Source organism: Sporosarcina luteola, from assembly GCF_023715535.1.
Lineage (GTDB): Bacteria > Bacillota > Bacilli > Bacillales_A > Planococcaceae > Sporosarcina > Sporosarcina luteola_B.
On record NZ_JAMBOI010000001.1, the window covers coordinates 62,150 to 86,954 of the forward strand.

Annotated in this window: 19 protein-coding genes; all 19 read right to left on the bottom strand. The window is 47.3% G+C overall.

The window, feature by feature from the left end:
- Positions 1-20 precede the first annotated feature (20 nt).
- On the bottom strand, positions 21-227 hold the full coding sequence (locus M3191_RS00275) for a hypothetical protein (protein ID WP_251697455.1): 207 nt from the start codon (positions 225-227) through the stop codon (positions 21-23).
- 29 nt (positions 228-256) lie between these two features.
- Positions 257-1,189, bottom strand: coding sequence for a type II secretion system F family protein (locus M3191_RS00280; protein ID WP_251697456.1), 933 nt, complete (start codon positions 1,187-1,189; stop codon positions 257-259).
- A 4-nt stretch (positions 1,190-1,193) separates the two neighbouring features.
- Positions 1,194-2,120, bottom strand: a complete 927-nt coding sequence (locus M3191_RS00285; protein ID WP_251697457.1) for a type II secretion system F family protein — start codon at positions 2,118-2,120, stop codon at positions 1,194-1,196.
- Entirely contained in the window at positions 2,114-3,466 is a 1,353-nt protein-coding gene (locus tag M3191_RS00290; protein ID WP_251697458.1) for a CpaF family protein, read from the bottom strand. The genes M3191_RS00285 and M3191_RS00290 overlap by 7 nt, the downstream gene beginning before the upstream one ends.
- Positions 3,467-3,479: 13 nt before the next feature.
- A complete protein-coding gene (locus M3191_RS00295) occupies positions 3,480-4,640 on the bottom strand; it encodes an AAA family ATPase (protein ID WP_251697459.1) in 1,161 nt (386 codons plus the stop codon).
- Positions 4,641-4,673: 33 nt separating this feature from the next.
- Positions 4,674-5,450: a flp pilus assembly protein CpaB gene (locus M3191_RS00300; protein ID WP_251697460.1), complete on the bottom strand. Its 777-nt coding sequence runs from the start codon at positions 5,448-5,450 to the stop codon at positions 4,674-4,676.
- A gap of 483 nt (positions 5,451-5,933) precedes the next feature.
- On the bottom strand, positions 5,934-10,460 hold the full coding sequence (locus M3191_RS00305) for an endonuclease (RefSeq protein ID WP_251697461.1): 4,527 nt from the start codon (positions 10,458-10,460) through the stop codon (positions 5,934-5,936).
- Positions 10,461-10,827: 367 nt separating this feature from the next.
- Complete coding sequence (locus tag M3191_RS00310) at positions 10,828-12,573, bottom strand: AAA family ATPase (protein ID WP_251697462.1); 1,746 nt, start codon at positions 12,571-12,573, stop codon at positions 10,828-10,830.
- Positions 12,574-13,053: 480 nt separating this feature from the next.
- Complete coding sequence (locus M3191_RS00315) at positions 13,054-14,151, bottom strand: ABC transporter ATP-binding protein (RefSeq protein WP_251697463.1); 1,098 nt, start codon at positions 14,149-14,151, stop codon at positions 13,054-13,056.
- 33 nt (positions 14,152-14,184) lie between these two features.
- Positions 14,185-14,910, bottom strand: a complete 726-nt coding sequence (gene nagB / locus M3191_RS00320) for a glucosamine-6-phosphate deaminase (RefSeq protein WP_251697464.1) — start codon at positions 14,908-14,910, stop codon at positions 14,185-14,187.
- Positions 14,903-16,060: an N-acetylglucosamine-6-phosphate deacetylase gene (gene nagA / locus M3191_RS00325; protein ID WP_251697465.1), complete on the bottom strand. Its 1,158-nt coding sequence runs from the start codon at positions 16,058-16,060 to the stop codon at positions 14,903-14,905. Before nagA ends, nagB begins: the two co-directional genes overlap by 8 nt.
- A 17-nt stretch (positions 16,061-16,077) precedes the next feature.
- Entirely contained in the window at positions 16,078-16,956 is an 879-nt protein-coding gene (locus tag M3191_RS00330) for a MurR/RpiR family transcriptional regulator (RefSeq protein WP_251697466.1), read from the bottom strand.
- A gap of 19 nt (positions 16,957-16,975) precedes the next feature.
- Positions 16,976-17,926, bottom strand: coding sequence for a GNAT family N-acetyltransferase (locus M3191_RS00335; RefSeq protein WP_251698046.1), 951 nt, complete (start codon positions 17,924-17,926; stop codon positions 16,976-16,978).
- Between the two features lie 16 nt (positions 17,927-17,942).
- The gene (gene murQ, locus M3191_RS00340; RefSeq protein ID WP_251697467.1) at positions 17,943-18,851 is read right to left on the bottom strand and encodes an N-acetylmuramic acid 6-phosphate etherase; all 909 of its coding nucleotides are present in this window, start codon (positions 18,849-18,851) and stop codon (positions 17,943-17,945) included.
- Positions 18,852-18,862: 11 nt separating this feature from the next.
- Entirely contained in the window at positions 18,863-20,029 is a 1,167-nt protein-coding gene (locus M3191_RS00345; protein ID WP_251697468.1) for an exo-beta-N-acetylmuramidase NamZ family protein, read from the bottom strand.
- Between the two features lie 2 nt (positions 20,030-20,031).
- Positions 20,032-21,003: a carbohydrate ABC transporter permease gene (locus M3191_RS00350; protein ID WP_251697469.1), complete on the bottom strand. Its 972-nt coding sequence runs from the start codon at positions 21,001-21,003 to the stop codon at positions 20,032-20,034.
- A 14-nt stretch (positions 21,004-21,017) separates the two neighbouring features.
- A complete protein-coding gene (locus M3191_RS00355) occupies positions 21,018-21,971 on the bottom strand; it encodes a carbohydrate ABC transporter permease (RefSeq protein WP_251697470.1) in 954 nt (317 codons plus the stop codon).
- A 93-nt stretch (positions 21,972-22,064) separates the two neighbouring features.
- Positions 22,065-23,390, bottom strand: a complete 1,326-nt coding sequence (locus M3191_RS00360) for an extracellular solute-binding protein (RefSeq protein ID WP_251697471.1) — start codon at positions 23,388-23,390, stop codon at positions 22,065-22,067.
- A 210-nt stretch (positions 23,391-23,600) separates the two neighbouring features.
- Positions 23,601-24,758 (bottom strand): anhydro-N-acetylmuramic acid kinase, encoded by a 1,158-nt coding sequence (locus M3191_RS00365; RefSeq protein WP_251698047.1) that lies wholly within the window; start codon positions 24,756-24,758, stop codon positions 23,601-23,603.
- Between the last annotated feature and the right edge of the window lie 47 nt (positions 24,759-24,805).

Consider the following 24,805-nt stretch of genomic DNA (forward strand, 5'->3'; position numbering starts at 1 on the left):
TACACCCTTTCTATTTCAGATCACCCGACCATTCCACTGATTTTATCGACAATACTTTTAACCAACGCCGTAATCGAAGCAGATTGACCACTCAAAGCAGTCGAAACGATTCCAAGCACCAAAATAAGCAAAGCCGCAATCCCTAGCCATTCCAACGATTGTGCTCCTTTTTCATTTTTCACCGGGAACATCATTTTCGACCAAGCCATCATCAATTTTTCTTTCATCTTCAATTCTCTCCTTAAATTAATATATTTTAGTTGAATAACTCAAAAATCCCTTTGTTCTGGTTGAATATATTTATAATCATCAAGCCTCCGATTAGGACGAGGGCAGAAGGTAAGACGAGGAAAGTAGTTACTAACGTCACTTTTGGCGATGCTTTGGCCGCCTTCTCCTTGATCAATTCTTTCTTTAACTTCCTCATCTCTTCGGCTTGTTGTTTAAACGTGTCTGCAATCGGAACACCAAGACGTTCCCCTTGCAACAATGATTTGATTAAAATCTGAAATTCTTTGCTGTCATTTCGATTGAGCAATGATTTATACGCTTCCGACCGTGGTACCCCGACACTCAATTCCTGGATGAAACGTCCGAACTCCTCTTTGACGGGCCCTTCGAAATAGTGCACGATGTCGCGTAGCGCCTGGTCCATTCCGACCCCTGCCTGCAGCGTGACACTCATTGTGTCGAGGAAGTCAGGAAGCTGGTAGGAAATTTCTTCTTGCCTCTTTTTCGCCTTTCCCCTAAGCCAAAGGACGGTTCCGCCAAATCCTGCAATTGGCATAAGAATCAGCATGAATTGTGACAAAGGAAATCTGAGGATGAATAAAATCCCACCTATGAAAAACCCAACAATCAGCATGAAAATTTTCAGCCCTTGAAAACGGGAGACCGTCAATCCATATGGATATCCTGCTTGTATGAGGAGCTTTTTCACCTCTACGTTTTCACTGAAGAAATTGACTCGTTGCCCGAGATCTGAAAAGTCGTCTGCGGACTTAAAAAGCTTTTCCAGGACTTTCTCTTTTCTCGACTTCTTCTTTCGTATCCACGTTTCGATATAGACGGATTCGTCAATTTCTTCACGTAAATTCCTTTTTTCATTCAAATAGACATAGTAAGCTCGCAATGAGATTCCGATTGTTGCTACAACTAGAAACGTAAATAAAGCAATTATGCCATCCATTCATTCACACCCTGATATTCGTAATTTTCCTGACGATGACAAATGTCAGAACGGTCCCAAACAAGAAGAACGTCAATAGGATTAATCCGATGCCTGTAAAAAGGGGATCGAGGAAGCCGTCGATGATATTGTTCATCATGAGAACTAGGAAAATCGGGATGATCGGAACTAGCATCGAGACATACCGTTGCTCCGCGGTCATCGTCTTCACTTCCTGCTTGAGCAGCTTCCGTTCGTCAAGCGTCTGGCTCATTTCATCAAGCACTGCGGATAAATTGCCACCCGCTTTTTTCTGGATGAGCATCGTCGCCGCGAACAATTGGAATTCCTTATGATCGATCCTTTTTTCCATCGTCCTAAGCGCCGTTTGAAATTCAATGCCTAATGACAGTTCATGTGCCATCCGTTTGAACTCCCTTTTTGCCGGCTCATTGATTTCCTGCGTGACGAGCTGGATCCCTTGATTCAACGTCATCCCTGATCGGGTCGAGTTTGCAAGTATCCGGCAGATTTCAGGCAGCTGGTCGATCAGCATCTGTTTCTTCTTGTTCTTCCTAAGCAGGAATAAAAGTCTTCGTGCACCTTCAATCAGCAGCATTCCAACAAGAAGTGCCGGCACCAAATCCAGTTTGAACATGTTGACGAGCATGAAGACAATGCCCATATATCCGACAATAAGGGCGCCGAAGAACTCGGATGGAGTGAACGGGATGTTGGCATCTGCAAGTTTCGGCTCCAATTCCTTTGCCGTCTCCGTCTCATCGAATTTTGTGCCGATGAGGACGATGACACTTTTCCGCTTTTCCCCATCCAGGTAAAACTGTTCAACTTCCTTCCGCCACTCTCTCTTCGACTTCCGGTAATCAAGAAGGAAGTAAACTGCGATCAGGAAGACGAAGACGGCCGCTGCCGCAATGGATGCCTCTACCATGTTGCAACCTCCTCTTTCACCCGGAAGTCCGACTTATCCATATGGATGCCGAATATCTTGAGACGCTCCAGGCAATCAGGTATTTCACCGGTTGCCGTAAAGTGGCCAAGGACCGTACCGTCTTCCAGCATGCCTGTCCGTTTGAACTTGAAGATTTCGGCAATCCGGAAGGTCCCGTCATCCTCATTCTTCTGCACTTCCGAAATGGAGATGATTTTCCGCGTTCCGTCCGTCAATCGCGTTGCCTGGATGATGATGTCAAGTGCTCCGACGATATATTCACGGATGACAGTCGAAGGCAGATCCATCCCCGCCATGATGACCATCGATTCGACACGTCTCAATGCATCGGCAGGCGAATTCGCATGGACAGTCGTCAAGGATCCTTCGTGCCCTGTGTTCATCGCCTGAAGCATGTCGAAAGCTTCACCGCTTCGGACCTCACCGACGATGATCCGATCGGGGCGCATCCTAAGTGCGTTCCGTACGAGGTTGCGGATCGTCACTTCCCCCCGGCCTTCTACGTTCGCTGGCCGCGCCTCCATGCCGACGACATTCGGCCTATCAAGGCGCAACTCGGCAGAGTCCTCAATCGTGATAACCCGTTCGCCATGCGGAATTGAAGCGGCGACGACATTCAAAAGCGTCGTCTTCCCGGAGCCCGTACCGCCAGAAATGAGCGTGTTCATCTTCCCTTTCACGACACCTTGAAGGAAGCGGGCCATCACTTCATTCAATGAATCAAATCCGAGAAGGTCCTCCATTTGGAATGGCTCTTCCCGGAACTTTCGGATGGAGACCAATGTCCCTGACAAGCTGACAGGCGCGATGACCGCGTTGACACGGCTGCCGTCCGGCAATCTTGCGTCAACCATCGGAGAGCTTTCATCGACACGTCTCCCTAGTGGAGCGACGATGCGGTCGACGATATGCCGGACATGTTCATCATCTCTGAAAGCGACGTCCACCATTTCAAGGCGACCTTTTTTCTCGACATACACCTCATCGAAACCATTGATGAGGATTTCCGTGATTGCAGGATCTTTGATGAGCGGTTCCAGCGGACCATATCCGACCGCTTCGTCAAGAATCCTTGTGATCAGCAAGTCTTTATCATTCCGTGAGATGATCACTTTCTCCTCAGACATGAAATGAGAGACATATTGTTCGATCCGCAAACGCATTTCACCGGATGACAACTGGGTGAGCGCCTCCAGATTCGTATCCCTCAGCAATCTCGCTTTATAGTGATCGACCAATTCATCGACAAGATGATTCTCATACTTATAAGACGATGATTGCTGTTTTGCCAATTTCTCTTTGCGCCGTTCGAATAAAGAACTCATCGTTCACCACCTCCTACTGCTTTGCGACTTGACGGGCGAATTTCCGTATATCCTTTGCAAACGGGATCAGTTTCCTCTCCTTGGCTTGCTTCCGTACAGGTTGCCCCTGGTTGATGAATGTTTGGAGACCTTTCGTATCTTGCCTGATCGAAGCGATGATCGGGTAGCGCAATACATTTTTCAAATCTTTCTGCTTCACTTCATAGTTCTTCGATAATTTATTCAATACGATTTCCATCCTGCTCGAAAGGACAAGCCCTAGCCTTTCAGACAGTTCCTCGTATTGCTTCATGATTTTCAATGAAGGGGTGTCTGGAGTGAGGACGTAATAGATCTTATCCGATTCCTCCATCGCTGTGACGGCAAGCCCGTTGATCGAAGATGGTAAATCGACAACGACATAATCGAATGACCGCCTGCACATCCGAAGCAGCTTCGCGATGAATTCCTCATCGAGCGTTTCCAATATTTCTGCATCACATGGACTGATGAGCACCTCCATTTTGGAATGCTCCTGCGTTTGGGAGACATTTCGGATATGGCTTTCATTCAGCTCCTCGATGACGGGCTGCAAGTCGGCAAGCGATCGGTTCGATTCAATGGAAAGCAATGTTTCGATGCCGCCGAACTGCCCGTTCAAATCAATGAGGATCACTTCCGCTGATGACTCGAGCTTCATCGTTTGCGCAAATGACGCGGCGAGCAGGGAACAGCCGCTTCCGCCTTTTCCGCTATAAAACGAAATGATCTTTCCTCTGCCGCGACCAAATGTTGTAGTAGCCGATTCTTCATTCTTCGCCTTCTTTGCCGCATAGCCTTTAACGATATTCGGAAATCTGCTCGAGAATAGGCCTGATTCTTCCGGAAAGACAAAAAACTCATCTGCTCCAGCCCTCGTCATATTGCGGAGCAAGCCGAAGTCGGATTCATTAGCAATGAACAGAATAAGTGCATTCGGGTTGATGATCTTCAGCATTTGAACGACTTCGACCGATGTATCGGCTTCCGTCTGTCCAAAAATGACGATATGCGCCATTTCCCTGTTCATTTCTCTTACCGCTTCATTCGAACGTACACCAATGACCTGCTCCGATTTTGTCTCGGCAATGGTCTTCAACTGCGACATGAGCACTTCCTCATCAGAAACAATCATAATATTCAATTTATTATCCAACTGCCTCACCCTTCAATAAGTGACTGTTCACCCTTATTCACCTGAGTCATCCGATTTCTGATCTGATGATTTTTCCGTTTTAGTAGTAGCTTCTTTTGCAGCCGATTCGTCGGTTTTTCCTTCAGGCTGTTCGCCGGCCGGCTCCTCTTTCTGTTCTTCCTTGCCATCTGTCGTCTCTATTGAATCGCCGAATGAAGACGCCTGCCCGACGTTTGCCTTCAACACACGGATATGCTCGGCATAATTTTGCATATGTATGAGGGTCGGTGCCTCTTCAGCCGTCACTTCCACCGCGATTCCGGAGAAATTATCATTTGTCCCTTCCGCGTAAGCGACGAGCACGTCTTTCATGAAGACCTCTGTCTTTTTCTTCCCATCGTTATTCGTCGATACGATGATATCGACGCGATCCAATGCCGTCAGCACTTGATCGAACTGGATTTTATCCGTCCGATACATTGTGACGAGACGATTGTTGGCATCCTGTAAATTCGAGACCGGCTTGATCATATTTTTCGTAATGATGTCCCCTGGATTTAGCGGGACAATTGATACTTGATGCTCGAACTCGTCTTCTGAAAGTATGTGGCTATCCGTCACGAACTTGTTGGGGATATCCATTTGCGTCACTTGAGAAACCTCGATTGGTGAACGGGAAGGGATGGACCCTTTCGCTATGTAAATCGAAGTCATTCCCCCAAGTTCGGCATTCAGTTCTTTGACTTTTTCCAGCACGAGATAACCTGTCACTGCAGCTAATATGAAGGCCAATAGTAAAAATATCGCCGCGCGCCTTTTTGCCTCTAACATCCCAATCCCTCTTTCATACTAAAGAAATGAAACTTTCCGCTCTCTCTTCCATTTGGTAGATTCCTATGTTCATTATTAATATCATTGTGTCGATTGTATGTCAAAATCGTGACAGATGAGCTCGAATCGTGCTGAGTCATTAGTCATTGGACCAAAGGGCAATGGTGATTGTGAATGTTTTTCCAATAGCGTTTCACTTGTGGTCCTATGATGGGAATCAAGGTCAAAAATCATGTTTTCCTTTGCTGTCCGCAACTTAAGAATCATTTTCCAGTTTTTGAAAGTCTAGAATTAGAGATATTTGAATTCAAGACTATGGTAATGCTAGCTAGATTGCTTTTTTCGTAGGAATGGAGGATGGATGTTCTTGTTGGTGTGTAGGAATGAGGTATTATGTAAAGGTTAAATTTTGTAAAATGTAATGTACATGAATACCATAATAAAAGACCAAAGGAAAGTTGATCCCCTGGTCTCACGTTTTGACTATGAAGCTTTTTGCAAAGTATTTGAACCGGCTTTTTTCCAGATCGAATTCACCCATTCAGGATGGTCAATGAACGGATTGCGGTTGCCTTGCCATTGTTCGATGATGTTGTTGCGGTTCATTTCAAATGCATCGACTGGGTCCATCTCATGCCACTCCAATAGGACGGAAAGCTTTCCATGATAAGGGTTGCTGCCGTTGTTCAGCAGTTCATTCAACTCCAGATCTACTTTGTCGCCTGCTTCGTAGCGGGTTGCCATATAGAATAGCATCCTTGCTACATCGCCTTTCACGCGATCTGGCGGTTCCCATGAATTGGCCGTTTTGAAGCAGCCGTCACAGCCTTTCACGGCACTTCCGCCATAGTCGAAGTCCAAGTTGCCGCGTGCGCTGTTCACTTGGACGTCTGTCGGACGCAAATGATGGATATCCGTTCCAGGTCCTATGCTCGTGCCGAAGTTGCCGTGAGATTTTGCCCATACATGCTCACGGTTCCAGTCACCGACATTCCCGCCGTTCCGATCTTTGGAGCGCGATTCACCTGAATAGAACAAGATGACATTGTTCGGATTGTTCGGATCTTTATCCGTCTCCTTCAATGCTTCCCACACTTGCGCGTAGGTCAGCTTGCGATGGTCAGAGATGATATCGTGAAGTGCCGCTTTCAACTCCTGCCCTTCCTTGCCGATTGCATTTTTGTAATAACCGTCTGCAGGTAGTTCCGCTTTCGTAATTGTTACCGAGAAGCTCGCCGTTACGGATTTGTCGCCGTCCGTTGCGGTCACTCCGACGATATGAGTGCCTTCCTCCAATTGCAAGTTGAGGACGTTCTTTGTAAGATCGACTGTCCCTTTCGTTGCAGAGTACGTCAGCTTATCGCCGTCCGGGTCGCTGAAATGTCCGGAGAGGACGATGGAAATCGTCTCCCCGGCTTTTGCTTCCTTATTCGGGATCGGCTTCGTGACGATTGGCGCATTGTTCAGAGTCGGCACGCCAATCCTTTTTCCTTTTGAGTTATAGAAGGTGACAGCAGAAGAATCTGCCCCTTTGATAAAGTCGATTCGCTTAATGTTTTCAGCGCCTCTGATTTCAAGGGGATTCGAGCCTTCCACAATGACATGGCCCATTTCAGTACCTTTCATATCAACAATTAAACCTTTTTTCTTTGGTTGCAAGATGACTGAGTTCGTTTTAAACCCTTCGCCTGTCAGTTCAGCATAGTCCCCTTTTAAGTAAATGCCGTCCTTCAACGATGATTGAGCATCCATATAGACAGAAACGCTCGGCTCCGCAATCATGATTTGCTTTTTATGTTCATTGATCAGGTTGTACACTTTCTTAATCGGAACTGGCTCCCATACAACTGGCGCTTCGAAACCGATCTGCACCATGACCGGATCATGGTCGCTTGCTCGTCCTGCCATATCCGTGAAGTCCGCGTTGATGTGCAAAATATCGATTTCCGTTTGATCCGCCAAGTTATTCGACACAAGAATGTGGTCGAGCACTTGAGAATTTCCTTGATGTACGTACGAATAACGGTCAGCCTTATCGACTAGATTGATCATATTCGTCATGAGGTCGCCTTCATGGATCTTCAAAGGTTCCGCAAATTGGAAGTCATTGAAATCTCCGAGAGAAACGATGTTTGCATCAGGATTATCCGTCTTGATTTCGGAGATGAAGTTATAGACGAGCTGTGCAATCTGTTTCCGCTGCGCTTCACTGCCATAGACCGGCGGCTGTTTGGAGCCGAATAATGGTGTATCTCCGGTTTTTGAATTCCAATGGTTGACGATCGCGATGACCGACTCGCCTTTGAAATCGAATTGCGCAGCGAGTGGTTTCCGGCTGCTGTTGAATGCTGCGTCATTCGGAGCGATGCGTCCCGGATTTTGCGTCAACTTGCCGTTCTCATAATGAGACGCAGTTGTCGCATCCCCTTTTGGCATGCCTTCCGTCAATGAAACGCGTGCAGGATTGTAGAGGAATCCGACACGGATATTCGCGTTCGGCTGTCCGCCATCTTCATTATTCACCGGATCGATATTGACGTATTCGTACTGCACTCCGCCTGCATCGGCAATCGCTTGGATAAGGCGCTCATAACTTTCATTCGCACGGGAATCTCCGGCATCCGGCCCGTTATTGTCCTGTACTTCCGTCACGCCGATAATGTCAGGGTTTTGCATATCCTGTACAAATGCCCTGGCCAGTTTCTTTGCTTTGTCATTTGTTGTTGTTTTGGTATTGTTCGAGAAGTTCTCCAAGTTGTAGGAAGCGATTGTCAGCTTGTCCGCATCCTTCACAATTGTCGTCTTCTCCGGAACTGCATCGCCTTTTGAATGGGCTTGTTGCATTCCACTTAAAGACGTAAAGATTTTATAGTTTTGGAATGAATAACCGACAACCCCTGTTATCGGTCCTGCGAAACGGTCGCCCGTCGCGACTTCGAAATCACGCGCCGGCCCGTTCGGCTCCAATCGGAATTGGACCCGCTCCGCATTTTGATCGTCTTCCTTCAACAGGATGCCGCCATTCAATGTTTCCGTTGGAGCATTTTCAAATACGGTGACGAGATCGCCATGTTCCTGAGGTCCGACAGCTTTCACATTACCGACTTGCACAAGCATCGCTTCACGGCTTTCCCAGAAATCCGCCGCATATTTCGCGGGATCGAATTCAGCGAACTGATGACTCGCAATTTTCTCTCCCGGCAAGTTTCTTTCATTAATAGTGAATGGAGTCGGGAGCGGAACATTACGCTTGAGGATCTTGACGTTGCCCCCACGGTCATCACGGACATTGATCTGCGTTGTTTTCAAGTCAGTCTCCTGGCGGTCCGCATACCCGTCGATTGCATACTCACTCACTTCACCCTTGACGGAAACCAGATCTCCGACGGAAAGATTCCAAGCATCTCTTCCACTGTAAAGGACGATTGCTTCGGATGTGTTTAAATTGCCGTCCCGCTTGTCGTCCGGAGTTTGGATATGGTAGTACGTCGAGCCGTTCAGCTCATATTTATACGTAACAATCCCTTCGACGCCTTCTACGGTCTGCTTATCATACGGAGATGTGTGGCCGTCCCCTTGAATGTCGTGGATTTTCAAGCTTTCCGTAATCGTATACGTAAAAGTTGATACGTCGCCGAAACTACCGTCATCCGTTTTCACGACCGCCTTCACTGTCGTATCTTCTTGGATATCGATTGGCGTTGTGTATGTCAAACCGTTTTCGATCGGACTTGTACCGTCCAATGTGTAAAGAATTTTCGCTCCAGGCGTGCCTGTATTCAAAGTAACCTTTACACTGCCTACGAACGTGCCGCCTCCCGGACTCGGTACAACCGGTTGGATGACTGAACTGTCAACAACAATATCGACCGTTGAACGTGGGATGATTTGATAATCATTGTCGAACTGTTGGACAATCCCTGTGACTGAATCATAGGCTGTCCCGACAGTGAGCCCTAATGACGCCGTCTCATCACGGACGATGAAATCACCTGTTCCGTCAGTCGCTATATAATTCGCCCAGCCACTGCCTGCTTGTACATCGGAAAGAATCGCGTTCTGGACCGTGACGAGCTGTGATTCCATTTCCTCGCCGACTTCCGAACCTGTAATGACGATAGGTTCCGGAACTCCTGCATCTTTCGTCACTTCGACGATGGCAGCTTTGTCCAATTGCAACAGACCCCGGTAATCGGCAAGTTCACCTGTCAATGTCACTTTGTCGCCGACTTGAACGTTCAAGCTTGTCGGCCTGACAGCGATTCCGCCCGTTCCGTCCTGCACTGATATCGTATTCTTCAATTTGGCAGCTACGGTTCCTTGGATTGTCACCGTTTCCCCGAGTGTCTTGGAGCGTACATCGCCGATAGTGGTAATATCGCCCGGATCATCGGGATCTCCCGGTTCACCTGGTATCGTGCCTTCCATCTCATGCGACCCTAAATGGCCGAATGTGTCTTTCGGGTAGACTGTCCATTCTTCATCACGGTTGAATGCATCTCCAGGATTCGAATCCCCTTTTGTAACCGGTGACTTCCGGACGAGCGTAACATCCGTTCCCCAATCGGCACGGGTTCCGACTTGTCCGAATGAATCGACAACAGTCCCGCCTTTTTTCAGGACGAGTGCATCATCTCCATTGAAATTGATGACGCTTCCATTCTCAAAATCTCCTTTATTCTTTATTTCGGCAGTTGCCTGATTATGATATAAGACGTACGTCTCACCATGGTTTAAAGTCCCGGCTAACGTCAGCTTGGCAGTCGCCGCTGTGGCACCGTTTGCGTACAGCTCCAACGTATAATTACTTAAATTAATAGCTTGTCCCGTTCCGTTATAAAGCTCGATTGCCTTATTGAAACTGCTCCCCTCGATATATTCGGATATGAACAGGTCCGTTGCAACCGACTCCGCTTTCACAACAGCAGGAATCGATGGCACAACCATCGTTACCGCCAACCCAGCCGCCAAAAAGCCGTTCAAACGCTTCTTCCATCTCTTATTCCGCATGTAACCATTCTCCTTTCAAATTTGAAAACATATGGTGCATTGCGTGAAGATGTCCGTAACCGCTCCCTTTCCATTTCATTTGGTAGATTAATAGACTCTGTTTTTATCGTACCACTGCATGTATCGCATGACCATGCGACTTTTCGCAATATTTAGCGACTTTTTCATCAAACTTTTGACATGGATAGTATGGATGCATTTATGAGATTAGGCGCAGTCGTTGCGGTCGGATGGTTGTGTTGCATGGGGTGTTGGTTGTGATACACACGCCCTTGCTTGCGTTGCGGGAATTTCGATTGTGATGCAATAACTTGTTTTTATTCTACAAAAAACTCCTCAGCCCAATCGGACTAAGGAGTTCCATTCATTACACGATGATGACAAGCTCTTTCACTTCTTCGACACCTTTGCCATCGACGATTTCCTGTATTTCGGAGCCGTCCAACGTCTCTTTTTGGAATAAAACATTGACCAACTCTTCGAACTGCGCGGCATTTTCACGAATTAACGTTTCCGTATTTTTCAATGCCTTGCCAAATATCGCTTGCATTTTCAACTCTTTTTCACCTTTATTGAACGTCAGCATGAAACCGTCTTGCAGCAAACCGGTATCGACCATCCGTTCGATAATATCCTTCGCCTGCTGCACATCACCACTGACGCCGATGCTATGCTCACCGAGATATAGCCTTTCCGCGACGCCTCCTGCGAGAATCATGCTCACTTGATCGAGCAATTCACTCGCCGTCTGCAAATGGAGCTCCTTCTGGATCGGTGCCACATAACCAAGTGCTTGTCCCCGCGGAATGATCGTCGCTTTACGGACGGAACCCGGTTTCGTGAGAGCTGCAATTAATGCATGACCTGCTTCGTGGATTGCAACCCTTCTTTTTGTATCAGGATCGTTCAGCGTTCGTGATGTGCTGCCGAGAATCGTCCGGTCGATTGCGAAATCGAGATCACTTTTGCCGATCTGTTCGCGACCGTCACGGATTGCCCGTTTACTCGCCGTTTCGAATAAAGAGCTGAGCTCCGCACCGGAAAATCCAGACGTACTTTCGGCCAATACATCCAGTGATGCATACACTTCCTCCGCCAGTAACCGGCCTTTCGTATGGATGTCGATGATTTCACGACGGCCATGCGTGTCAGGCAGCGGTACATTGAACGTATAATCGATACGCCCCGGACGAAGAAACGCTTCGTCGAGCATATCTTTCCGGTTCGTCGCCGCGATGAAGAGGATTCCTTCATTATCATTGCCGCCGTCCAACTGAACGAGCAGCTCCGTCAATGTCTTTTCGGACTCCTCGCCGCCATGTTCCTTCCGTTTCCCGGCAAGGGCGTCGACTTCATCAATGAAAATGACGGCTGGCCTAGCTTTTCGAGCATTTTGGAACAAAGTGCGCACCCGTGATGCACCGACTCCGACAAACAGCTCCGTAAATGCGGAACCGCTGGATGAATAGAAAGTAGCTTCGATCTCACGGGCAATCGCCTGCGCTAGCAATGTTTTCCCGGTCCCGGGAGGTCCGTAAAGAAGAATTCCTTTCGGTGCCTGAATTCCGACTTGCGTAGCACGTTTCGGATCTTTAATGATCGACAGCGTCTGATGTATCTCTTCCTTCATCTCTTCTGGAAGCCCACCAATGTCGTTAAGTGTAATTTCCGGAAGTGGAGTCGCTTTCGATGCCCCATTCTTCATCGAAGAAACGCCGACCCCGAGCTTCCCTTTCTTATGAAGAATCATCAATGTCAAGAATGATGCGAGTATCAAACCGCCGATGAACAGGCCATTGTATTGGCTTGCATCAGCAAATGTATAGGAAAGATTATACTTTTCAACTAATTGTTCTGCCAGCTGGCTTTGCGGACGGACTTGAGTTACGTATTGTCCATCTACCGTCTGTAGTTGTAATGTGCCATCAGCCTTTTCTTTCAAAGACATGGACTGGCCTTCTTGAGCCTTGATCGTCTTCTCAAATTCAGAAAACGATACATTCATTCCCTTATTTGCACCCGAAATGACGTACCATCCGACACTTGTTGCTATTCCAATGACTAAAATGACAAGGACGACAATCTTCGTTGCAAATGTAGACTTAGGCTTCAAGCCATCCCCAACTCCCTTATTAAAGATACTATTATTATATAAGGAAATGGGCCGATTGAACAAGAAGAAAGATTTAGAAATAGTGACAATATTATTACGTTAACTGTCTTGCTTACGGACTTTATCCAACTAGCTTATTATAGTCCACAACAAATTTACTCTTGCCATCCATCCACATACGTGCTATACTAAATCAGTTAACGCCATAGTAACTTTTAAATTGACATGGCATTCTACGTACTGTTTTTGAGGACACTTATTCACACTGGCGCGGCTAAAGGGTCGCAAGGACGCAAGAGATGGTAGGGCTTGCGTTGCTTAAGGATAGAAGACACCCAGTGGAAAATGACCGCGGCATTGATCATTTTCAATAGAATCCGGATCACGGATTTTTAGATGGACATAAACTTCAACAATAAAAGTTACTATAAAAAATAAGGGTTGCTTCTCATTCTTGAGAGCAACCCTTTTCCAATTTCATTAATAAATTCGTTCTTCTGTCTCTGCATCGAAGAAATGCGCCTTTTCCATATCGAATGCTAGGGGAATCGTATCCGATGGACGTATCGACGTGTCAGAGTCAATCCTTGCAATGAAGTCGGATCCGTTCAACGTGGCGTATAAATACGTTTCCGCCCCCATCAGTTCCGCAACTTCGATTGTCGCTTGGAAAGTTGCCTTTGCATTTGATTCGATATCGGACGCTTTTGTATAAATGTCTTCTGGACGGACACCGAGAATCAACTCCTTCCCAGCATATCCTTTTCCTTTGAGCATATCGCGCTTAGCTTCAGGAATTGAAACCTTAGTATCTCCTATGACAAATCTATCTTCCATCATCATCCCTTTGAAGAAATTCATAGCCGGTGAGCCGATAAAGCCGCCTACAAAGACATTTCTAGGGAAATCATATACCTCTTTTGGTGTTCCTACTTGCTGGATGTATCCATCTTTCATGACGACGAGACGTGTCGCCATCGTCATCGCTTCGGTCTGGTCGTGTGTCACATAAATGGTCGTCGTCTGAAGTCGTCTATGGAGCTTCTGGATTTCGGCACGCATTTGCACCCTGAGCTTTGCGTCCAAATTGGAGAGCGGTTCATCCATGAGGAAAATCTTCGCATCGCGTACAATCGCTCGGCCCAGCGCGACACGTTGACGCTGCCCACCCGACAATGCTTTCGGTTTGCGCTCCAAGTATTCCTCCAACCCTAAAATCTTGGCGGCTTCGTGGACTTTCGTTTCAATTTCCTTCTTCTTCACCTTACGGAGCTTCAAACTGAACGCCATATTTTCGTAGACGGTCATATGCGGATAAAGTGCATAGTTTTGGAACACCATCGCGATATCCCGATTTTTCGGAGCTACGTCATTCATTCGCTTTCCGTCGATTTCAAAATCACCGTCAGTAATATCTTCTAATCCTGCAATCATTCGCAGCGTAGTCGATTTTCCGCAGCCTGAAGGGCCGACGAACACGATAAATTCCTTATCTTCTATATTCAAATTGAAATCCTTGACGGCAACGACACCTTTGTCATATTCCTTCGTCAAATTGGTTAATTTCAGTTCAGCCATCATAAATCCCCCCTCAATAACTTCGTTGACTACTTACTTCCCGAAGAATACCGTGACATGCGGATGTCTATGTAAACAGCTCGCCGGAAAATCCTCCGATATAACGCCACTCTTTAACCGCTCCACCGCTTCGACTTTTTGCTCCCCGAAAGCAAGAAGGATAATCTGCTCCGCCTCGAGGATTGTTTCGATACCCATCGTAATCGCTTGCCTTGGAACAGCTTCCTTAGAAGGAAAATATTTCGCATTCACAGTACGTGTCGAATCAGCAAGGTCAACGATATGCGTCCGAGTACGGAACGATGTATATGGTTCATTGAAACCGATATGGCCGTTTATCCCAATGCCAAGCAATTGCATATCAATTCCGCCACTGATACGCATCAACGTCTCATATCGTAAACATGCTTCATTCAAGTCGTCAGCCATTCCGTCGGGCAAATGCCTACTAGTCACGGGCAAATCGACTTTTGTAAATAAATGCTCCTCCATATAATTATGGAAGCTCGTCGGATGCGAAGGCTGAAGCCCTATGTACTCATCCAAGTTGAAAGTATGTGTCTGCGCAAAGGAAAACGTTCCTTGCGCATGCCGTTCTACAAGCTTTTCATAAAACCCAACAGGACTTGCCCCTGTTGCTAGGCCTAAAACGCTATCCGGCTTTCGGAGCAACTGACGTTCATATAATTTCGCGGCAAAGCTGCTCATTTCATCAAAGTCGGCCACTTTAACCCAATCAAACTCATAAACTTCATTCACGGGAATAGCTCACCTTCCCCCTGCAAATGGTCGTCCTGACTTCAAAATCGGCATCCAAAAGGACTAGATCAGCATCTTTCCCTACCTCAATACTCCCTTTTCGGTCAAACACACCTAAACGGTTAGCCGCATTGGATGAAGACATTCTTATCAAATCCGGCAAGTCAGCGGCTACGCTCCACATCATCCGAACCGCTTCATCCATTTTCAAGACGCTGCCCGCCAATGTTCCATCAGCTAATGTCGCTTTCGAACCGACCACTTTCACGTCCTGGCCCGCCAACGTATACGATCCGTCCGGCAAGCCTTTTGCCCGCATCGAATCTGTAATGAGAATTATCCGTTCAGGTCCGATTTTTTTATAGATGAGTCTCAGCATGTCCTCAGACAAATGGATCCCATCCGCAATCACTTCACAATGAAGCTGATCCAGCAAAAAACCGGCTCCGACTGCTCCGATTTCCCGATGGTGCAAGCCGCTCATCGCATTGCCGAAATGGGTTAAATGGGACAGTCCATAATTGACCGCATGGTTCACTTCCTCGAAAGATGCTTTTGTATGTCCTGCTGAAACGATGATGCCACGATCCGTGAGTCGCCTAGTCATATCCAGCCCCTCATCGCGCTCCGGGGCGAGCGTCACAACTTTCAGATGGCCAAGTTCCTTGCCAAACCATCTCTCCAGAAGCGCAAAGGAAGGTTTCTGGATAAATCGGACTGGCTGCGCTCCTGCTTGTTCGGGATGAATAAAAGGACCTTCCAAATGAAACCCGAGCATTTCAGCACCTGTTTCATTTTGTTCCATAAATCTACTGCCTGCATCGACGGCTTTCGCAATATCAACTTCGGATTGTGTCAACGGCGTTGCGAGGTATGAAGTTGTCCCTTCCTTCGGCAATGCGCTTGCAATCCTTTCAAATGAATCGTTATCACCATCCATGAAATCGGCGCCATCCGCTCCATGGATATGGATATCAATGAATCCGGGAAGAGCGATACAGCCTTGACCGTCCATCCGTGTTCCCGAGAAACCCTCGATCGCGACATCGGAAACCGTTGCAATCCTACCGTTCTCCACAATAATCTCGCCGTCCATCAGTCTTCCGTCCGGCATTGCAATTTGGATGTTATGAATTAGCAATGATGTCATAGCTGTCACCTCCCGAATTATCTTTTCCGTTTCTTGAATGTCTCGTTCCGTATGTCTTCAATCGCTTCACGGGTCGCATCCAAATACGCGATTGTCGTATCAAATTGCTTGGAAGCAACCGACATGAAAAGAATGTCCATAATGTGCAGCTGGGCAAGCCTCGACGAAGTTGCCCCACTACGGAAATTTGCTTCCTTCGCCGGTGACGTATGCAGCTGTATATCCGAAATCCGGGATATCGGTGTCTGCCCGAATTTTGTCAGACTAATCGTTGTCGCTCCGTTCGCTTGCGCTAACTCGAGGATTCTCTCAACTTCAAACGTCGCTCCTGAGAAAGAAATACCGACGACGACATCCTCCTCGTCGACATTCGCCATGATGGTAGCCCCCATATGTAAATCCGTGCTAACGGTGGAAGCTTTATGGATCCGCAAAAACTTCTGTTGAGCGTCGATAGCGGCAATCCCTGAAGCCCCCACACCGAAAAAGTGGATATTCTTCGCTTGGACAATCGCATCGACAGCATGCTCCAATTGTTTCGGATCAAGCAATTCAGCAGTTTCCAGCAATGTATGAACTGCCTGCTCCGTCACCTTCTGGATTGTCGTTGAAACCGGTTCATTCGGCTGGATATCCCTTGTCGTAATTTCCAGTTTACGTCCAAGGTCGCCATTGATGCGTAATTTTAATTCTTGGAAGCCTTTCAGTTGCAGTGATTTGCATAGCCTCGTAACTGCAGCACCGCTCGTTTGACTCACTTCCCCGAGTTCAGAAACGGTCATCGTTACGATATCTTGCGGGTTCGCTAAAATATAGTCAGCAATTTTCTGTTCCGAAGGAGGGAGCGCATGCCTCATTTCTTTCAGCAGCACTAAGCCGCCACTTGCAATTGCCATTTCCATCCCTCCTTTTTCTTCATTCCGCCAAGTCCTTCACCATAACGTGAAATGTCCGGTATGTCTTGAATCCGTTTTTCAAATACAAATGTCCCGCTGAACTCTTTTCACTCGTCCAGAGGAACCATGCCCCTTGGATCGTCCTCTGTTTCATTGAATAAAGGGCCTCGTGCAATAAAATCTTTCCAAGCCCTTTTCCTTGCTCGTTATCATCCACACCGAAAGGCCCGAATCGTTCCCGAATCCCTTCATAGCCGCCGTACATCGCGAAACCGACGACTTTTCCTTGCTTTTTAGCAATGAGAATTTGGGAAGGATCAATCCCTTGCAATAAACCTTCGCGAATCGCACGGCCCCAATCAGGATTGAAAACTGTATTGGCGAACGTGATAACAGCAGGTAAATCGCCGTCTTGAACGGTTTCAAATACGTAACCTTCCTGCTCACGCTCCGCTTTCACTGCCTTGACGGCTTCAGGATATACATAATCTGTCAACGCCCGATGCATGGCTACCGGTGAATAAGCACGCTTAAACCCTTCTTTATGGAGGAATTCGAAACCGGCTGGATAGGCTGCTTCGTCGATTCCTGGAAGGAAATAATTCGGTGCGTAAGAAGAGAAGAACACTTTCTCCGCTCCTTGACTCCGGATGTAATCACAAGCCCTTTCCATAAGTCCGTGGCCAATCCCTTGCCTTCCGACATCGGGATGCACCATGAAAAAGGTGATCCATCCTGTATCAGGTTCAAGTTCAGTTCCGATCATCGGCAGCTTTCGTGTAATGGCCATGATTGCTCCTACAATCCGCTCTCCATTAATAGCTACGATCAGGCCTGCGGGATCGAAGTTCGCATCGAGCAATACTTGTGTCCTAAAACGATCTTTATGAATCGGGTCGTGAATCAATACATCATTCCATAATCCGACAATCCCTTTTTCATCCCCGCTTTGAAACGCGCGATACATCATGATCACCCTTCTTCCCCTACTCTGTAGAAGCTAGTTTAACAGCTTTGCCTACGAAACCATCCGCGGCCTCAATTAAAGCTGAAGCTTGAGCTTGATCAACTTCCGCAAGAATCATGACGATCGCTTGCTTCACGTTATAGCTGGTCTGTTGCAGTACGGATTCAGCTTTATCTTCATCCATTTCGGTAATCGTACAAACCATCTTTTTCGCACGCTCACGCAATTTAAAGTTGCTCGCATTCACATCGACCATCAAGTTTTGATACACTTTGCCCGTCTTCACCATTGCCGTCGTCGAAATCATATTCAACACCATTTTATGAGATGTTGCTGCACGAAGCCGTGTCGATCCTGTCAATATTTCCGGTCCGGTGATGACTTCGATCGGTATATCCGCAAAGTTACTGATCAGCGAGTTTTCATTATTGGAAAGGCTGACAGTCGTTGCGCCGCATGAATTAGCGTACACGAGTGCCCCTTTCACATAAGGGGTCCGGCCGCTAGCTGCAATGCCGATGATGACGTCCTGACCGTTTATGTGAAGGTCTGCCAAATCCTTCGCTCCTAATGCCTCATCGTCTTCGGCGCCTTCAACAGCCTCATACATCGCTCCTTCTCCTCCAGCAAGTACTGCCTTGACGAGATCTGGAGAAGTACCAAATGTGGGAGGACATTCCACCGCATCCATGACGCCGATCCGCCCACTCGTTCCGGCACCTACATAAAGGAGTCTGCCGCCATTTCTAAAAGCTTCCACCACTTTTTCAACCGTCTTTTCAATTTGTGGGATTACTTGACGGACAGCGATGGCAACAGTCTGATCCTCTTCATTCATCGTTTTCAGTATGTCTGCGATTGACATTTCATCCAATCGCAATGTTTTCGGATTGGATCTTTCAGTCGTCAGAAGTGATAATTTTTCCATCGTCCGCCTTCCTATCTATATCGTAAGTAACGTTCTCTCGTTTCCATGAAATTCTCCATGTCTCTGTTACATTGCTGTAAATACGGTTGGATATTCCCTCTCAGCAAACCGTGACGTAAAACATCGTTTCCAGCAAGTAGATCGAACATCGGATGCCGCAAATTGCCGTACTCCAAAAACTTGATTTTCTCGGCATACATTGATGCAATGACTGCAAGCACTTGGATGACCGATTCAACCGGCTTGAATGCCTGGCGATCTGTAATATGAAGCTGGATTCCCTCACAAAGCTGTCCATTGTACTTTTGATATGTCGGCGTGAAAGCGAGTGCGCGCGCTCGGATTCCTTCCAATCCGAGCGAATTTACGTTGTCCTGCAACTTTTCACCGTCAATGAAAGGAGCCCCGATAATTTCAAACGGCTGCGTAGTCCCGCGCCCTTCGGAAAGATTCAACCCTTCCACTAAACACGTACCTGGATACAACAACATCATATCGAGCGTTGTCGTATTCGGCGAAGGTGGAATCCACGGAAGGCCAGTCTCCGTGTGGAATGAAGACCTTTTCCAGCCTTCCATTTCGATGACTTCCAACTCGCATCTGATGTGAAACTCTTCATTAAAATAGGAAGCAAGCTCACCGACTGTCATACCATGCCTATTCGGAATCGGATAAAGTCCGACAAACGATGTGAAATCCGGATCGACTACATTCCCTTCGATTCTCTCTCCGCCAATCGGATTCGGCCGGTCAAGGATAATCATCCTTTTCCCCATTCGCGCGCAAGCCTCCATCATATAGGCCATCGTGTAGATATACGTGTAATATCTTGCACCGATATCCTGTATATCGAAGACGACGATATCTACTTGCCTCATCATCTCGTCTGTCGGTTTCTTCGACTTGTCGTACAGGCTGAATACCGGAATGCCCGTTGAACGATGGACGGCATCAGTGAATTTTTCACCTTCCTTCGCATTCGTCAACAGCCCGTGCTCCGGTGCGAAGAGGGCTGCCAGATGCAGCTCCGGATGGTCATGGAATAATCGGATTGTAGAGATAAGATCGGAATTCGCACCTGTTTGATTCGTCAAAAGACCAATTCTTTTTCCCTTCAACTCCGACAGATTCCTGTCAAAAAAAACGTCAACGCCAAGTTTCACTTGATTGAGCCCCATCATTATTCCTTCACGCCGCCTAGTGTTAAGCCTTTGACGAAATAGCGTTGGAATAGGATGAAGACGATAATCATAGGAATTGCCGCAACCGCAGCACCGCTCATAAGCAATTTAAAGCTGGCCAAGTTTGCATCCTGCAATGTTTTCAACCCGACAGGCAAAGTGTAAAGCTCAGCAGTATTCAGTACGATAATCGGCCAGAGGAACGAGTTCCACACGTTCATGAATGTAAAGATGCCGAGCGCGGCAAGTCCTGGTCTTGCAAGAGGCAGGACGACAGTCCAAAACGTCCGCCATTCACTTGCGCCGTCCATTCGTGCAGCTTCCAGCAATTCATCCGGAATGGAATACATGAACTGCCTCATGAGGAATACGCCGAACACCATTGATAGATCTGGCAGAATCAACGCCCAGTGCGTATCCATCAGACCAAGGTTACCGACCATGATGAACAGCGGCACAAGCGTCACTTGACCGGGAATCATCATTGTGGAAATGATGATCCAGAAGATCAGGTTCCTCCCCGGGAACTTCTTCTTCGCCAGGACATAGCCAGCCATCGAGTCGATGAGAAGGATCCCTATCGTGACGACGACGGCGATATAAATACTATTGAAAAACCACTTCCCGACATCATGCTTCTTGAACAAGTTCTTGAAGCTTCCGAACGAATTTGAAACGATATGGTCCATCATGTCGCGATGATACGCTTCCTCTTCTGTATCTCCCGCCTTAGCCGCTTCCCTCGCCTCGCCCCAGTGTTTGAAATAAAGCGGAATCCCCATCGGATACATTTTCGGCGGATTGGAATCGACGTACGAAACCGGCCGCTCCATGTCTTGGGATTGGTAGCTGCTTAATTGGAGGGAAGTCGAGAACACCCAATATAAAGGAAGCAAAGAAACAACAGCGAAAACAGTGAGCAATCCGAATATAATCAGTTTATTTAAACGATCAAGCGGTTTTTTCTTCATTTCCTATCCCCCAATCACTCATCATGGCGAAGCACCCGGAATTGGATGACAGAAAAGATGAGGATAATGACAAATAAAACGACTGATTGGGCCCCTGCCAAACCGAATTCAAAATCCCGGAAGCCCGTTTTGTAAATGAGATGGACGAGCGTCTCCGTCGCGCTCCCTGGTCCTCCCCCTGTCATCATGATGATCTGCGTAAATACTTGGAATGAACCGATCGTGCTCAATAGCACCAAGTACAACGTCGTCGGTTTCAATAAAGGGATCGTAATATGGATCCATTGCTTGAACCGGCTGGCTCCATCCATCCGCGCGGCTTCATAAAGTGATTGAGAGATTGATCCCATCGAAGCCAAATACATGATGATGCCGACGCCGAATGGAATGAGGCATTGCATGATGATTAATGCCCACAACGCCGTATTTGACTGTCCGAGCCAGTTTACGGGACCTACGCCGAACCAGCCCAGCACATAGTTGAAAAGCCCGAAATCGTAATTGTACATCCAACGCCAAACCATGGCGATGATGACCATCGAAGTGACCGTCGGCAAATAAAAGGCCGACCTGAACAAGCTTTGGGACAGTTTTCCTAATTCGAAAATGAGCGTGGAAAGCACAAGGGCGCTAATAACGCCGAACGGAACCGTCACCACAGTGAAGAGCAAAGTGTTTTTCAATGCAATACGGAATGCATCACTTTCAAAAACTTTTATGTAGTTCTCGAATCCTACAAATTCACTCCCGAAAATCTTGTATTTCTGAAAGGAAAGGACGAAAGCCCACACAACGGGGATTGCAACAAAAAGCGTGAAAAGTATGAGCTTCGGAAGAAGGAAGAGGTATGCGCTGTAATTACGCTTCATCTCATAGAAAAGCTTCCTCGGATTCCCTTTCGCTTTCCCGATCACTTTCAATTTTTCGTCTTTCTTTTTCGGCACTGCACCCATAGGCATCTGAGTCATGTTGCCACCCCCTAAAAGTGAAGCAGGCGTACGCGATGCATAGCCTGCTTTCATTTTATTTCTCTAGTATGTGGTCTGTTTCTTGGTTTTCGGTTACTCTAAAATCTTATCTACCGCTTTTTTAGCGTCCGCCATGGCTTGTTCAGCAGTCTTTTCACCATTGAACACGAGTTGCAATTCATTTTGGATCGCTTCATCGATTTTTCTCCATTCTGGATGACGTGGAAGCATGACGACTTGGTCAGACATTTCCATTGCACGTGTCATTTCCGGATTGTCTTTGAACGGATCCATTTCAGAAGCACTAACGCGTGCTGGGAAGATGCCGTAATGTTGTGCCATATTGTATTGCTCTTCAGCTGTTGAAATGAATTTCATGAAGTCAGCAACTGCCGCTTTCTTGTTCACATCGTCCTGATGCATCATGACCCAACCGCCGACGCCGCCGATAGTAGACGCATCTTTATCACCGGAAGGATATTCAGCAACCATGAAGTTTGTCGGATATTTGCCTTGCGCAGCACCGATTGCCCAAGTTGCCCACGGCTGCATTGCGACTGTACGTTGCTCTTCATTCGCCCACGCTTGGAATGTGCCGCCGACGTCATTGCCGCCATGCGTTTCTGGGGCTACTTTATGCTTCAATTTCAAATCAGCCAAATCTTGAATTGCCTTGACCACTTCAGGAGAATCGAATGTGAACTCCGTCAAGTCTTCGTTCAGCGGCGATCCGCCATTTTTATAGAAGAACGGCCATGCTTCATAATAGCCAGGCAGGATGTACGTCGAGAAGCCGTGTACATCCGTCTTGCCGTCGCCATCCCGGTCGAACGTCAATTTTTCTGCTGCTGACAAAAACTCATCATATGTCCACTTTCCGTCTTTAGGCGGTTCTACGCCGGCCTCTTCGAATAAATCCAAGTTCAACAGCATCGTATGCAACGTAATACTGTTCGGAATTCCGTATAGTTTCCCATCATACGTATATGCATCAAGCGCATTTTCATAGAAATCCTTTTTCGCATCTTTATCGAAATACGGATCCAATGCTTCGATGACGCCTTGCTCGATATGGTCGATGCTCACGGCGCTGCCGCTAATATCGACAGGAGCAATATCCGGCCAAGCTTTACCAGCAATGGCGACGCCGAGCTTATCTCCCATTTCCGCCCATGGAACTTGCACCAAGTCGACTTCAATGCCATCATTCGCTTCTTCGTATTCTTTGATCTTTTCCTCTAGCCAGTGGAATTTATTATCGTCCGCATCCGGCCATCTTGGTCCATCCCAAATAGTGATCTTCCCTTTGAACTCTTCAGCATTTCCTGCTTCTTCCTTATCGCCGCAAGCAGCAAGCACTGTCGCTGCAAGCCCAAGAGTTAATGCCGCAAGAGCGGACTTCTTCCAAACTTTCTTCATTTTTTGACCCCCTATTTATTTTTCTAGTGAACTTCCCCATTAATTATTCCCAGCAGGAAAAACGGTCGTGCCCAAATACGCATAAAATCTCGAAAGCACGCATAAATTGCAGAAATCACGCATAAACGTTTCCAAATGCGCATAAATCGTAAAAATCACGCATAAACGTCGCCAATCACGCATAAATCCCAAAACGTACGCATAAACGCTTCAACCACCCCATGCGATCTTCCCCATAATCGTTGCCTTCCCCGCACCCGTCGCAGCTGGCAATGAATTCGGCATTTTATGGATGCCTAAATAGCCAAGCAATGCAAAAACGAGTGCTTCTTTCGCATCCGCATCGATTCCGAGATCGCTGGTCGTCAAGAGTTTCAAATCTTCAGGCAGCTGTACCTTCAGGAAACCCAGCAATGTCCGATTGTGCACACCACCTCCGCTAACGATCACTTCTTTCACGTCATGCGATTGTATATATCTTAAAATCTCTGTAGCTATCGTTTTTGCTGTCAGCATTGTTGCAGTTGCAATCTTATCTACGGATGACAAGCCGTGTTCATCCCCTTCCGTCCAAAACGTTTCAACGAAAGTGGCTCCAAATAATTCCCTTCCTGTGCTTTTTGGCGCAGGCGCGGCAAAATACTCGTGACCCATCAGGTGATCCAGCCATCCATTGTCGACCGTTCCGCCCTTGGCCAACTCACCGTCCTTATCGAAGGAGCTTTTCCCGCCGGTTAGCTTAGCAACACAAGCATCGATCACCATATTTCCCGGGCCCGTGTCGTAAGCGACAATTGGCTCCTCCGATCCGATTCGCGGCAGCACTGTCATATTGGCGATGCCACCGATATTTAGAAGAACACGCCCGACCGTTCCCGATTGGAATAAAACCTGGTCTGCAAAAGGTACTAATGGAGCGCCTTGCCCTCCCGCAGCCATATCACGTGTCCGGAAATCCCCGATGACGGTTTTGCCTAAACGCTCCGCAAGAACGGCGATATCACCGATTTGCATCGTATTCGGACGTGCATACGAACAATGAGGCTCAACGGATGGCTCATGCCAAATCGTCTGGCCATGCGAACTGATAAGATCGACTGTCTCCAAACTGATTCCTGCTACCTGAAGAGCTTCCATAATAGAATCGGCATATCGTTCTCCAAGATACATATTCATCGTGGATACAAGATGCAAAGGCGCCGCCGGGTCCATTAACTTGTGCAGCTCCTGCAACAGCTCATCGTCATAAGGCATCGTTACGAAATAAATCAATTCATTCTTGATGTTCCCCTCTTCATACGAGAAATCGACTATCGCGATATCGAGGCCGTCCAAGGACGTACCTGACATCAATCCACAAACACGCATTGGTTTCACGGGCATGCCCCTTTTCTAAATCTCTCATTGTAAACGCT